Origin of the sequence: Bradyrhizobium sp. (genome assembly GCF_027451485.1) — a bacterium.
Lineage (GTDB): Bacteria > Pseudomonadota > Alphaproteobacteria > Rhizobiales > Xanthobacteraceae > Bradyrhizobium.
Genome location: NZ_DAIDJE010000040.1, coordinates 26,594 through 40,357, shown reverse-complemented (window position 1 = coordinate 40,357; position 13,764 = coordinate 26,594). Strand labels below are relative to the sequence as shown.

Here is a 13,764-nt window from a genome sequence, read left to right as displayed (position 1 = left end):
TTCTGAATCGCCGTGCCAGGAAACATAATGCCGAAGAGCATTGACAGCAAGCGATCGTAGTGCCTTTCTATGCATTATAATTCTTAAAAAATCGGGCAGGTCGGGCGCGATGAACGACGCCCTGATCCCAGGCGAGGGAGCTTTCGGGGAATCGGCATGATCGAGACATCGGGCGCTTACAATGCAGTGACCTATCTGCTCGACCGCAACATCGACGAGGGGCGCAGCCAGAAGCTTGCCTATACCGACACCGTTTCCGAACTGACCTACGGCCAATTGCAGCAGCAGACCTGCCGGGTTGCCAACCTCTTGCGCCGGCTTGGCGTCCGCCGCGAGGAGCGCGTGGCGATGATCATGCTGGATACGGTGGATTTTCCTTCCGTATTTCTTGGCGCGATGCGCGCCGGCATCGTGCCGGTGCCGCTCAATACGCTTCTGACCGCAGATCAATATGCCTATGTGCTCGCCGATTGCCGCGCGCGGGTCCTGTTCGTTTCCGAAGCGCTCTATCCGTCCGTGAAGGACATCGTCGGGCGAATGAGCGATCTCGAATGCGTCGTCGTTTCCGGGAAGAATGCATTCGGCCACAAACTGCTGTCTGAGGAACTGAAAGGCGAGAGCGACGTGTTCGCGACCGTCGCGACGCATGCCGATGAGCCGGCTTTCTGGCTCTATTCGTCCGGCTCGACCGGTATGCCCAAGGGCGTGCGGCATCTGCATTCCAATCTAGCCGCAACCGCAGAGACCTACGCCAAGCAGGTCCTCGGCATCCGCGAGGACGATGTCTGCCTCTCGGCGGCGAAACTCTTCTTTGCCTATGGCCTCGGCAACGCGCTGACCTTTCCCATGTCAGTCGGCGCGACCACCGTGCTCAACTCCGAACGCCCGACGCCGGCCGTGATGTTTGCCCTGATGAACAGGTATAACCCCAGCATCTTTTACGGCGTGCCGACGCTGTTCGCGGCGATGCTCCATGATGAGGCCTCGAAGGATGAGCGCGCCGGAAAGCGTCTGCGGATCTGCACCTCGGCAGGCGAAGCCTTGCCGGAATCCGTCGGCCACGCCTGGAAGGCCCGCTTCGGCGTCGACATTCTCGATGGCGTCGGCTCGACCGAGTTGTTGCACATCTTCCTGTCGAACGCGCCTGGCGACGTCAAATACGGCTCCTCGGGCCGGCCGGTGCCGGGCTACAAGGTGCGGCTCGTCAACGAAGCCGGCGCCGACGTTGCCGACGGCGAGGTAGGCGAACTGCTGGTGGATGCTCCTTCCGCTGGCGAGGGCTACTGGAATCAGCGCAGCAAGAGCCGCCGCACCTTCGAGGGGCATTGGACGCGCACCGGCGACAAGTATGTCCGCGACGCTGATGGGCGCTTCACTTTCTGCGGCCGCAGTGACGACATGTTCAAGGTGTCCGGCATCTGGGTGTCGCCGTTCGAGGTTGAAAGCGCGCTGATCACCCATCCGGCGGTGCTCGAGGCAGCCGTTGTGCCCGAAGCGGATGGCGAAGGCCTGCTCAAGCCCAAGGCATTTGTCGTGCTGCGTGCCGATGCAGAAAAGCGCGGCCTGGACGAGGCACTGAAGGAATACGTCAAGCAGAAGATCGGCGTCTGGAAATATCCGCGCTGGATCGAGACCGTCGACGCCTTGCCGAAAACCGCAACCGGCAAGATCCAGCGCTTCAAGCTGCGGGACGATGGCGCCGCCACCGGTCATGGCCAGGCTTGACGCGGGCATGATGAAGTCAAGAGCAGCACATGGCGCTTCAACCCTCAGGCTTCCTGCGCATCGGCGATAGCGATCTCGAGTATCGCATGATCGGACCGCTTCCTTCGGAAGCGCCCACCATCGTGATGCTGCATGAAGGTCTCGGCTCTGCGGCTCTGTGGGGCGACTTTCCACGCGCCTTGCAGGCGGCGACCGGCATGGGCGTCTTTGTCTATTCGCGCGCCGGCTATGGAGCGTCTTCGCCGGTCACGCTGCCGCGGCCGCTCGACTACATGAGCCGCGAGGGGCTCGATCTTTTGCCAGCGTTGCTTGATACGATCGGCTTTCAGCGTGGTGCGCTGCTCGGCCATTCCGATGGGGCTTCGATCGCCGCGATCTATGCCGGCGGCACGGGCGATCACCGCGTACGTGGCGTCGTGCTCATCGCGCCGCATTTCTTCGTCGAAGACGTGTCGGTCGCCTCGATTGCCGCGATCCGAAAGACCTATGAAACCACGGAGCTGCGGACGAAGCTCGCACGCTGGCACAGCAACGTCGATAACGCCTTCTACGGCTGGAACGACGCTTGGCTGGATCCCAACTTTCGTCGATGGGACATCAGCGGCTATCTTGCCTATATCAGGGTGCCGATCGCAATCCTGCAGGGCGCGAACGATCAGTATGGGACAATTCGCCAGATCGAGCTCGCGAAAGAGGAATGTTACTGTCCTGTCGATGTGACGCTAATTCCGCAAAGCGGACACTCGCCACATCGCGAGGCGCCTGAACGGACGCTGGCAGCGGTTTCGGAATTTGTGAGGCGTATTTTGATTGTGCATGAAGGTTCGGGAATCCGAGCTGTGTAGTTTTTGAGTCGTGGTTTTTATCGATGAATTTCACCTCTTCTGCCGCCGCGCATTTGCCGCTGCCGGGATGGACCTACGTACCCGGCGAAACGGCGGATGCCGAAGCCGATTACGAAACACTGGGGCACGCCAAGGCGCTGGTGCCGGCGCAGTTCGTCGGCTTCGTGCCGACACGGCACCCGGCCCTGCGCTACGGCATGGCGCTGAACGACGCCGGCTATTTCTGGGAATCCCAGCAGGTGCTGGAAGCCGTCTGGGCGGCGGCGCCACAAGGCGGGCGTGAACGCCTTCTGCTGCGCGCCTGCATCCAGATCGCGGGCGCCAATCTGAAGCTGCGGATGCGGAAGCCGAACGCGACCCTGCGGCTGTGGGGCGAGGCGCTCACCGGAATCAGCGAACTTCTGGCGCGTCGTTCGGCTGCCTCCGGCGGCTTTGCCGACCGCTTCCCGGCGGTCCAACTCGCCAAGGTGTTGCAAACGCGCTTGGCGCAGGAAGGCTTGGCCAAAGCCGACTGGATCGCCTTCGGTTCCCTTTAGTGAAATATGCAAGAAAATGCAGATTTGATGTAGTTTGACGCCTAGACCTGCGCCGTGACATGCATTATTGTGCATATCTTCGATGGAAGAGACGAGCAGGGAAGGGCCGATGGCCGGTGATGAACGCGTTCTCGCTGGGGGAGCGAGCTTTATCGATTTCCAGACCGATCCGTCGCGCTACCGGCATTGGAAGCTGGCTGTCGACGGGGAGGTCGCGACGCTGACGATGGACGTCGATGAGAACGGCGGCCTTTTCGAGGGCTATCAGCTCAAGCTCAATTCTTACGACCTCGGAGTCGACATCGAGCTTGCCGATGCCGTGCAGCGCCTGCGCTTTGAATACCCCGAGGTGAAAGTGGTGATCCTGCGCTCGGGCAAGAATCGCGTGTTCTGCGCCGGCGCCAATATCCGCATGCTGGCCGGCGCGACGCACGCGCACAAGGTCAACTTCTGCAAATTCACCAACGAAACGCGGAACGGCTTCGAGGATTCGTCGGAAAACTCCGGGCAGCGCTTCATCACCGTCGTCAACGGCACCGCGGCCGGCGGCGGCTACGAGCTCGCGCTCGCCACGGACCACATCATTCTCGCCGATGACGGCTCCGCCGCGGTCGCGCTGCCGGAAGTGCCGCTGCTGGCGGTATTGCCCGGCACCGGCGGCCTGACGCGGGTGGTCGACAAGCGCAAGGTGCGCCGCGATCACGCCGATTACTTCTGCACCATCGAGGAAGGCATCAAGGGCAAGCGCGCGGTGCAGTGGCGTCTCGTCGACGAGATCGTGCCCAACAGCAAGTTAGAAGGCAGGATCGCCGAGCGCGCGAGGGAGTTCGCCGCCGCCTCGAAACGCAATGCGAGCGGCCAAGGCATCACCCTGACCGCGCTGTCGCGCACCATGGGCGAGAACACGATCCGCTATGGCAGCGTCAGCGTCGAGATCGACCGCGCCGCGCGCCTCGCCACCATCTCGATTGCGGCGCCCGAGGGGCAGCCGCCTGCCGGGATCGACGGCATGATCGCGCAAGGTGCTTCGTTCTGGCCGCTCCAGGTCGCACGCGAGCTCGATGACGCCATCCTGCATCTGCGCATCAACGAGCTTCAGATCGCCATGCTCGTCTTCAAGTCGCATGGCGAGCCGGCGAACGTAGTCGCTTACGATGAATTTCTCGAGTCCAACAAGGCGCACTGGCTGGTCAACGAGGTCAGGCAATACTGGAAGCGGGTGCTCAAGCGCATCGACGTCACCTCGCGCACGCTGGTTGCGCTGGTCGAGCCCGGCTCCTGCTTTGCCGGCACGCTGGCCGAACTCGTGTTCGCCGCCGACCGCTCCTACATGCTGATCGGTTCTCGGCAAGGCGACAACCGGCCGCCGCCGTCGCTGCAGCTTTCGGCGCTGAATTTCGGCGCCTATCCGATGAGCCATGGACTGACGCGGCTGCAATGCCGTTTCCAGGCAAACCCTTCGGATCTGGAGCGCGCGCGCGCGCGCATCGGCGAAGCGCTCGACGCCGAGCAGGCCGAGGCGCTGGGGCTTGTCACCTTTGCGCTCGACGACATCGACTGGGATGACGAGGTGCGCGTGTTCCTGGAGGAGCGCGCGAGCTTCTCACCCGACGGGCTCACCGGAATGGAAGCGAACCTGCGCTTCGTCGGGCCCGAGACCATGGAATCGAAGATCTTCTCCCGCCTCACTGCCTGGCAGAACTGGATTTTCCAGCGCCCGAACGCGGTCGGCGAGGAGGGCGCGCTGCGCCGGTATGGCACCGGTGAGAGGCCGCAGTTCGACACGACGAGGGTTTGAGTTCGTGGTCCCGGGCGCGGCACAAGGTAATGCGCCGCAGAAGCGGGACTCAAATGGTATTTGAGAGCAGGTCCCGGCTCTGCGACGCCTCGCCATCGCGTCCGGGACACGAGCGAGCAGGGAGCACGCGATGAACGTCAACATCATGAACGTCGACTATTCGACCAAGATTCCCAACAACGTCAATCTGAGCGCAGATCGCCAGGTGCTCAAAGCGCTCGAAGGCTGGCACCCCGGCTATATGAACTGGTGGAGCGACATGGGGCCCGAGGGCTTCCAGCAGGCGCTGGTGTACCTGCGCACGGCGTACTCGGTCGATCCGCGCGGCTGGGCGAAATTCGATTATGTCAAGATGCCCGACTACCGTTGGGGCATTCTTCTGGCTCCGCAGGAAGAGAATCGCGTCGTTCCCTTCGGCGAGCATTACGGCGAGCCTGCCTGGCAGGAAGTGCCCGGCGAATACCGCGCGATGCTGCGGCGGCTGATCGTGATCCAGGGCGATACCGAGCCCGCATCCGTCGAGCAGCAGCGTCATCTCGGCAAGACCGCGCCGTCGCTTTACGATTTGCGCAACCTGTTCCAGGTCAATGTCGAGGAAGGCCGTCACCTCTGGGCGATGGTTTATCTCCTGCAGAAATATTTCGGCCGCGACGGCCGCGAGGAGGCCGACGAGTTGTTGCGCCGCCGCTCCGGTGATGCCGATGCCCCGCGCATGTTGGGGGCCTTCAACGAGGCGACGCCGGACTGGCTGTCATTCTTCATGTTCACCTATTTCACCGATCGCGACGGCAAGATGCAGCTGCACAGCCTCGCGCAGTCCGGGTTCGATCCCCTGTCGCGCACCTGCCGCTTCATGCTGACGGAAGAAGCGCATCACATGTTTGTCGGCGAGACCGGCATCACTCGCGTGGTGCAACGGACCTGCGATGCGATGAAAGAGGCCGGCATCACTGATCCGACCGACATCGCGAAAGTCCGCGCGCTCGGCGTGATCGACCTGCCGACCGTCCAGAAGAAACTGAACCTGCATTATTCGCTGTCGCTCGACCTGTTCGGTTCGGAAGTCTCGACCAATGCGGCGAACGCTTTCAATGCCGGCATCAAGGGCCGCTATCACGAGACCCAGATCAAGGACGATCATCGCCTGACCAACGACACCTATCCGGTGCTGAAGCTGGTGAACGGCGAGATCAAGCGCGTCGACGAGCCGGCGCTGACCGCGCTAAATATGCGCCTGCGCGACGACTATACCCAGGACTGCGTCAAGGGCCTTCTGCGCTGGAACAAGGTGATTTCGACGGCCGGTTACGATTTCAAGCTGGCGCTGCCGAGCGTCGCCTTCCACCGCGCCATCGGCGAGTTCAAGGACGTTCATGCCACGCCCGAGGGCGTGCTGATCGACGATGCCGCATGGAACGCCAGAAAGAGCGCCTGGCTGCCTTCCGCGGAGGATGGCGATTTCATCGCCTCCCTGATGAAGCCGGTGACGGGGGCCGGTGAATTCGCCTCCTGGATTTCCCCGCCCAAGGTCGGCATCGACAACAAGCCGGGCGATTTCGAGTATGTGAAAATCGAGAGCTGAAGGTTGGCAGCCATCACATAGCTCAGCCAGGTTGGCCATAATCCCGGCAGCGCATCAAACGTTGGATGTTACGGCGGCGGCAATTCCGGAACCAACATGGTAATCTGAACAGCGAACACGCCGTCGAGAAATACTCAATCGTTTAGGCGTCGCCTTTCGCAGCATGGTTTGAACCCGGCCGTGGGCTTAGCTGTCCCAGCCGCTGCCCTTGATGCCGGGATTGGCATAGACGATGCCGCCATCGACGGCGATGGTGGCGCCCACGACATAGTCGCCAGCGCGCGAGGCGAGATAGATCGCTGCCCCCGCCATGTCCTCGTCCGTGCCAATGCGGCCCGCCGGCACGCGCGTCGCCACTTCATCGGCGTTGTCGCGCGCGGCGCGGTTCATGTCGGACCTGAACGGCCCCGGCGCGATCGCCGAGACCACGATGTGATCGCCGATCAGCTTTGCGGCCATCCTTCGCGTCAGGTGAATGAGTCCGGATTTGCTCGCCGCATATGAATAGGTCTCCAGCGGGTTGACGAAAATGCCGTCGATCGAGGCAATGTTGATCACTTTTGCCGGCCGCCCCGCGCTGGCGGCGGCGCGCAGGGAGGCAGCCAGCGCCTTGGTCAGGAAGAACGGCGTCTTGAGATTGAGGTTGATCACCTTGTCCCAGCCGCTTTCCGGAAAGTCGTCGAAGTCAGCACCCCAGGCAGCTCCCGCATTGTTGACGAGGATATCGAGCCTGCCTTCGCGTTTATTGATCTCTGCTGCCAGCCTCTCGATTCCAGCCGTGGTCGAGATATCGATCGGCAGCGCGATGCATTCGCCGCGATAGGCCGCGGTCAGTTCGCTGGCGGTGGCTTCGCAGGGCCCGGCCTTTCGCGCTGTGATGTAGACCTTCGCTGCTCCCTGGCTGAGAAATCCCGCGGCGATCATCTTGCCGATGCCGCGCGATCCGCCGGTCACCAGCGCGACGCGGCCGTCAAGCGAGAACAGATCGGTAAACATGGGCATTCTCCGTGTTGCGAAACGGTTTTGAGCGCGGGGCGCAGGTGAGTCAAGGAAGCTGAGCCGCCCGGCGGCGACCCATAACAACAATCCTTGATGACAGCGAAAGTGGTTGTAACGACTATTCGAGGGATACTTTGCGGCATATGGGCCGCCGCGTCCGCGGGGACGACTGCGACCCGGCTGCCCCTCAAGCCGCGTCGATGCGGCGAAAGCCGTTCCGCACCGCGGTAACCGCGCCGGAGGTGAGGACGGGAAGAAACCGTTCGTCCTGAAAATTGCCATTGAGCGACACCCGCGGCAGCGCTGTCGGATATTCCGCGCTCTCTGGGAAGATCATGCCGGGCCGCGTCGTCACCGCGCTCTGAAAGCCGGCTGCCCTGGCGAGTGCGAACTCGCGCCTGCCCGCCGCAACCTTGTCCCCATAGGGATAGGCGAAGTGCACGACAGGACGCTGCAAGGCGTCCTCGATGCGCGCCCGGCTCGTCGCGATCTCGTCGCTTGCGATGTCATCCGTCTCGCGGGCGAGATTGCAATGGGTCACCGTATGCGCTCCGATGGAGACGAGCGCCTCGGCCGCAAACGGCTTCAGTTCGTCCCAGGACAGACAGAGCTCGCGGCAGATCGCTCCCTGATCGATTGCGTGGCGGACACACAGCGCATCGATCTCGCGGGCCACATCGTTGCGGCTCGGCAAGGCGCGCAGCCAGTCGTGCAGGCGCGCAAAGGCCGCGCGCTTGGCTGAAATATCCGAGCTGTCGATCCGCACGGGGGCGCCGTCGATGACAGCTTCGATGCCGGGAGCCTTCGCAACCAACTTCTCCAGCGCGATCCACCACAGCCTGCCGGTGCCTTCGGCAAAATCGCTCGTCACATAAACCGTAAACGGTGCATCAAATTCGCGCATGATGGGAAGCGCGAAATCCCTGTTGTCGCGATAGCCGTCATCGAACGTGAAGCAGGCGAATTGTCGGGAGAAGTCGCGCCCGGCCAGCCGACGCGACAATTCATCCATGCCGATGATGTCGATGTCGCGCGAGCGCAGATGGGCCAGCGTCGCGCGCAGGAAATCCGGCGTGACTTCGAGATGGCTGTTGGGCTGAAAGGCTGCATCGCGCGCAGGACGCACATGATGCAGCATGAAAATGCTGCCGACGCCGGCAAAGATCGGGCGAAACAGGCGGTGCGCGCCGGTGAAATAAATCGCTTCCAGGCCGGCGTGGATGATGTTGCTGCGTAACTGCTTCATCAAGCTGCGCTGTCGGTTTGGAAGGTCTGATCGAATTGGCCGCTCCTGGTGCAGGGACTTCGGATCGGCGGTACGAGGCTATCGGTACACCATTGAAAAAATGGTTAGCCGATGGCCGCCAATACGCTGGACCAGCCGCTGCTATTTCGGGTTTGACAGCTCCGCAAGGGTTTGTTTTCTCTCCAATTCCGTCGCTCCATTGTGGTCGGGCGCTGCCTTCGAAGAATGCGAGAAGGATCTGCGTCAGACCAAAAAGCGATAACGGATCAGAGTGTTGCCGGTCCCCCTGTTTACCGAAATTCGCCCGAGGGGGCAGTTTGCAGAATTTTTGCGAATTTCGGACAAGAGGCGGTGTCGTGCCTCGTGGGATATCCGATGCGTGGACTAGGCAAGTGGAGCAGCAAATGGTGGCCGGGCACGATACCGCTGGCTGTCCTTTGGGCTTTGGCAGCCTGGACCAGCACGTCGCCGTTTGAGACCGAACTCGCCGGTCGTTCGACCGCCGCACTTAAGACTGTTCTGCTCGACAAGAGCCGGGTTGCGGTGAGCGGCCGCGACGTCACGCTCGCCGCCGACGCCTTTTCCGAAGAGGGGCGGCATAGCGCCATTGCCGCGATCGAGGCTGTGCCCGGCGTGCGCCTCGTCAATGACGAAACCCGCCTCATTCCGGAAGCCAGCCCCTTCGTCTGGTCGGCGGAGCGCGACGTGGTCCGGGTCACCTTGACCGGCAGTTCTCCCATGCCGGCAACCAAGGCCAAATTGCTCGATGCGGCCCGCGCCGATCTCGGCGGCGTAGAGGTGGTCGATCAGACCCATCTTGCGCGCGGCGCGCCGCCTGGCTTCGATGAGGCCGCGCTGCTCCTGCTTGCACAGATACCGAAGCTGAAAGACGGCAAGATCACGATCACCGATACCAAGGTCGGTCTCTCCGGCATGGCGCGCGAGCTCGGCGGGCGGGAAACCATTGCCGCCGCCCTGAAGAATCTTCCCGCAGGTTTTTCGGTCGCGGCCAATGACATCAAGGCCCCGCCCTATATTTTCCAGGCCTACAAGGATCCGGTGGCGCTGAAGCTGACCCTGTCAGGCAACGTGCCTGACAATACTGCGCGCGGTGCGATTGTGGCCGCGGCCGGCCGCAAGTTCTTCAACGAAAAGGTCGTCGACAGTCTCAATATCAGCCTGGGGGCGCCTTCCGCCTTCACCAATGCCGTGACGCCGGCGCTGGGGGCACTGTCGCGGCTGTCCACCGGGACACTGGTCGTCACCGATCGCGAGGTCAAGCTCTCGGGCGATGCGCTTTACGACGCAGCACCCGCCCAGCTTCGCGCCAACCTTGTCAAGGATTTGCCGCAAGGCTGGCGGCTCAAGGCGGATGTTTCGGTCAAGCCGGCGGCGGCGCCGGTGGATGCGACCGTTTGCCAGCAGCTGTTCTCGGAACTGCTCGGCAAGGGAACGATCCGCTTCGAATCGGGACGCTCCAGCCTTGATCCGGATTCCGCCGGCCTGCTCGATCATCTGGTCGAGACGGCGCTGCGTTGCCCAACCGCCAACATCGAGGTGGCCGGGTACACCGACAGCGATGGCGACAGTGCTGCGAACCAGGCCTTGTCGGAAAAGCGGGCCCAGGCCGTGGTGGATTATCTGGTGAAGGCAGGTCTTCCGGCGAGCCGGTTCACCGCGGTCGGCTATGGCAGCACCCAGCCGATCGCGGCCAACGACAGCGAAGAAGGCAAGGCGCGCAATCGCCGCATCGAGTTCATTGTCAAGGAGAGGCCATGATCTTTCTGGCCACATTCCACTGGGGCTGGCTTCTGGCGACGCTCCTGCTGGGTTTTGCAATGGGCTGGATTGCGGTGGTTCACCGCGGCCATGGCGTCTCCAAGCCGCTCGCGCGCTGGCTCGCGCTGCTGGTGGCTGCACTCCTGGCGGCCGCACTGACGCGTGCGGTTCCGGGACGGCCGGGCTATTGGCTGGACCTTGGCCTCCTGATGTTTGGGCTTTACCTGATCGGCTGTCTGATCGGATCGTGCCTGCGCAACTGGGTGCTGCCGGGCCCGGCCGATGCAAGCTGAGATCGAGCCTCACATGATCGCCGCGTCGCATCGCCGCAGCAGTCAAGCGGCCCAACGCTGGCGCGCCGTTCATTCCCTGAATCGATCGCCGTTGAGAGGTCCCCGCATTGCGCGTGGTCTCGCAGGCAGAGCGGGGAGCCGGATTTGCCGTTTCCGGCGGCATCGGCCGCAAGGTTGGCGCTTTGCGCCCCTTTTCCCGGCTTGCCAAGCCCCCAATATGTTGAAGGAGCTGGGCTATTACCATTAGGCGAATTCCACTCCGGCGCAAAACAGGCTACCAGATGACGCCGGAGCTGGTGCCGCGCATCTTGAAGTCCCTGCACCGCAAGCGGCGAATTCGCTCAGGGACTTCAGATCGATAAGGCGGTACTAGAATCGATGAGTTTGGCAGTGCCCACGACTTTCCGGAGTTCGTGAGAGGAGGGCACTGAGGCGGAGTACCAACTTCGAAAGTAGGCACTAGATGCTGGAACCGATACGCAGGGCGATTTCGTTTCTGCGCCACCGACAGATCCTGCACAAAATGGGCGTCGCGGTCAGCGTCACCGTCATCGGCATTGCCTGCTACGTGCTCTTTCACGTGCTCCGCAACATCGACACGTTCGAGGTCATCGAAGCGATCAAGAGCACCGAGCCGCGGTCAATCGCGCTGGCAGCATTGTTCGTTGCAGCCGGCTATTTCACCCTGACATTCTATGATCTCTTTGCGGTGCGCGCGATCGGCCGCACCGACATTCCTTACCGTGTCAATGCGCTTGCGGCCTTCACCAGCTATTCGATCGGGCACAATGTCGGTGCCAGTGTCTTCACCGGCGGCGCGGTGCGCTATCGCATCTATTCGGCCTCCGGCCTGAACGCGATTGAGGTCGCCAAGATCTGCTTTATCGCCGGCCTGACATTCTGGCTTGGCAACGCCGCGGTGCTGGGCATCGGGATCGCATCCCACCCGGAGGCGGCCTCCTGGGTCGATCAACTGCCACCTTGGCTCAACCGTGCCATCGCAATCGCCGTCATCGTCGGACTCGTGGCCTATGTGTTCTGGGTCTGGGTGCAGCCGCGCAATGTCGGTCGCGGACCTTGGACAGTGGTGTTGCCGGGCGGGGCGCTGACGCTGTTGCAGATCGTCATCGGCATCTTTGACCTCGGTTTCTGCGCGTTGGCGATGTACACGCTGGTGCCCGACGAGCCCAATCTCGGCTTCGTCGTGGTTGCGGTCATCTTTGTCTCCGCGACGCTACTCGGCTTTGCCAGCCACTCCCCCGGCGGGCTCGGCGTCTTCGACGCCGCCATGCTGGTCGGCTTGTGGCAGATGGACAAAGAGGAGCTGCTCGCCGGAATGCTGCTGTTCCGGCTGCTGTATTATATTGTGCCTTTCCTCATATCTGTAATCATATTGACGTTTCGCGAGGTTATCATCGGCGCCCGGTCGAAGCGCCTGCAGCAGGCCGCCTCGCAGCTTGCTGTCGAGCCGCAGCGCAAAGCCGTCTATATCCGGGAGCGCGGCGAGCCCGGCTCCTGACACGGATCTCAGGGACGAGAGTGTGATTTAGCCAGATGGCGATGGATGATACTCGTTCCTTCTTTTACTCGTCGTGGTCCGACCGGCTGAGGCATTCGGCCATCATCCTTTTGGCTGCGGCGCTGTCGCTTTCGGTCGTGGTGGTGCTGGGCGAATTGGCTGCGGCCCGCGCCGCGGCAATTTTCGCCTGCATCGCCGCCGCCGCGCTGGTGCCGTGGCGCCTGCACAACACGGCCGCTTCGCGTGAGGAAGCCCGGGGCGCGAATCCGGTGGAATCGGCAGCGGTCGCGGCCGTCGTCGCCGGAATGCCCGACCCCGCCGTATTGCTCGACCGTGCCGGTCGGGTCATTCACCTCAATGCCGCCGCCGCACAGCTCGCACCAGCCTTGCGCAAGAACGAACTGGCCCAGTTTGCGCTCCGCTCGCCCGAAATCATCACGGCGCTCCGCGAAGCCATCGCCACCACCGAACCCCGCCGCGCAACCTATCTCGATCACGTTCCGGTCGATCGCTGGATGGAGCTCGAGATCATCCCGGTGCCGGTGCCGACCGCGTTCGGCGGCACCGACAAATGCATGCTGATGACCTTTCACGACCAGACGCCGATGCGCCGGGTCGAGGAAATGCGCGCCGATTTTGTCGCCAATGCCAGCCACGAATTGCGCACGCCGCTCGCAGCTCTGTCGGGCTTTATCGACACCTTGCAGGGGCCGGCGCGAGACGATGCCAGGGCGCGCGAGCGCTTTCTCGGCATCATGCATGCCCAGGCGACCCGCATGGCCAGGCTGATCGACGACCTGCTGTCGCTGTCGCGGGTCGAATTGTCGGCCCATGTCCGCCCGGATACGCTGGTCGACATCGTCCCGATCGTCCGCCAGGTCGTCGACGGGCTCGAGCCGCTGGCGCGCGAACGCCAGGTCGAGGTCGAAGTCGACTTGCCGGAGACGCCGGCCTGGATTGCCGGCGACCGCGAGGAACTGCTCAGGGTGTTCGAGAACCTGGTCGAGAACGCGCTGAAATATGGCGCCTCGGGCGGCAAGGTGATCGTCTCGCTCGCCGCGGCGACCTCAGGTGAAGGGCAGCCGGAGCTGCGGGTTCAGGTCCGCGATTTCGGACCTGGCATCGCCCCCGAACATCTGCCGCGGCTGACCGAGCGCTTTTACCGGGTCGATGTCGGCGATAGCCGCGCGCAGGGTGGAACCGGACTGGGACTCTCGCTGGTGAAACATATTGTCAACCGGCATCGCGGCCGGCTCTTGATTGAAAGTGTGCCCAGAAACGGCGCCGCCTTTACCGCCTGCTTTCCTCAGGCCAAACCGCCGGCGGCAAGCTGAAACAAAGCAATTTCAATAGCTTATTGCTGTCATCCAACTGTCATCAAACCTTCGTAAAAGCAGCATTGACGGCTCCTAAAGGACCCGCGTGAGCGCAATCGCTCACGA

The 13,764-nt window shown here is 62.7% G+C and carries 11 protein-coding genes; 9 read left to right on the top strand and 2 right to left on the bottom strand.

The annotated features are described in order from the left end of the window. Positions 1-156 precede the first annotated feature (156 nt). From NEZ08_RS05340 to boxB, 5 genes are all read left to right on the top strand, one after another. Positions 157-1,725, top strand: coding sequence for a benzoate-CoA ligase family protein (locus tag NEZ08_RS05340; protein ID WP_298104566.1), 1,569 nt, complete (start codon positions 157-159; stop codon positions 1,723-1,725). A gap of 29 nt (positions 1,726-1,754) precedes the next feature. Then, positions 1,755-2,570: an alpha/beta hydrolase gene (locus tag NEZ08_RS05335; RefSeq protein ID WP_298104563.1), complete on the top strand. Its 816-nt coding sequence runs from the start codon at positions 1,755-1,757 to the stop codon at positions 2,568-2,570. Between the two features lie 23 nt (positions 2,571-2,593). Continuing rightward, positions 2,594-3,106, top strand: coding sequence for a DUF309 domain-containing protein (locus NEZ08_RS05330; RefSeq protein WP_298104561.1), 513 nt, complete (start codon positions 2,594-2,596; stop codon positions 3,104-3,106). Positions 3,107-3,215: 109 nt separating this feature from the next. Then, on the top strand, positions 3,216-4,904 hold the full coding sequence (boxC, locus tag NEZ08_RS05325; RefSeq protein ID WP_298104558.1) for a 2,3-epoxybenzoyl-CoA dihydrolase: 1,689 nt from the start codon (positions 3,216-3,218) through the stop codon (positions 4,902-4,904). Positions 4,905-5,034: 130 nt separating this feature from the next. After that, positions 5,035-6,486: a benzoyl-CoA 2,3-epoxidase subunit BoxB gene (gene boxB / locus NEZ08_RS05320; RefSeq protein ID WP_298104555.1), complete on the top strand. Its 1,452-nt coding sequence runs from the start codon at positions 5,035-5,037 to the stop codon at positions 6,484-6,486. A 186-nt stretch (positions 6,487-6,672) separates the two neighbouring features. Here the strand turns inward: boxB and NEZ08_RS05315 are convergent, their stop codons facing one another. Both NEZ08_RS05315 and NEZ08_RS05310 read right to left on the bottom strand, forming a co-directional pair. Further along, positions 6,673-7,482 (bottom strand): SDR family oxidoreductase, encoded by an 810-nt coding sequence (locus NEZ08_RS05315; protein ID WP_298104552.1) that lies wholly within the window; start codon positions 7,480-7,482, stop codon positions 6,673-6,675. A 190-nt stretch (positions 7,483-7,672) separates the two neighbouring features. After that, positions 7,673-8,731: a polysaccharide deacetylase family protein gene (locus tag NEZ08_RS05310; protein ID WP_298104549.1), complete on the bottom strand. Its 1,059-nt coding sequence runs from the start codon at positions 8,729-8,731 to the stop codon at positions 7,673-7,675. A gap of 375 nt (positions 8,732-9,106) precedes the next feature. Between NEZ08_RS05310 and NEZ08_RS05305 the strand changes: the two genes are divergently transcribed. The 4 genes from NEZ08_RS05305 to NEZ08_RS05290 all read left to right on the top strand — a co-directional run bounded on the left by NEZ08_RS05305 (position 9,107) and on the right by NEZ08_RS05290 (position 13,656). Beyond that, positions 9,107-10,510, top strand: a complete 1,404-nt coding sequence (locus NEZ08_RS05305) for an OmpA family protein (protein ID WP_298104546.1) — start codon at positions 9,107-9,109, stop codon at positions 10,508-10,510. Then, a complete protein-coding gene (locus NEZ08_RS05300) occupies positions 10,507-10,803 on the top strand; it encodes a hypothetical protein (protein WP_298104544.1) in 297 nt (98 codons plus the stop codon). Before NEZ08_RS05305 ends, NEZ08_RS05300 begins: the two co-directional genes overlap by 4 nt. A 463-nt stretch (positions 10,804-11,266) precedes the next feature. Then, positions 11,267-12,322 carry a lysylphosphatidylglycerol synthase domain-containing protein gene (locus NEZ08_RS05295; protein ID WP_298104541.1) on the top strand — a complete coding sequence of 352 codons (1,056 nt, stop codon included), beginning with the start codon at positions 11,267-11,269 and terminating at the stop codon, positions 12,320-12,322. A 35-nt stretch (positions 12,323-12,357) separates the two neighbouring features. Continuing rightward, entirely contained in the window at positions 12,358-13,656 is a 1,299-nt protein-coding gene (locus NEZ08_RS05290) for an ATP-binding protein (protein WP_298104538.1), read from the top strand. The last annotated feature ends 108 nt before the right edge of the window (positions 13,657-13,764 follow it).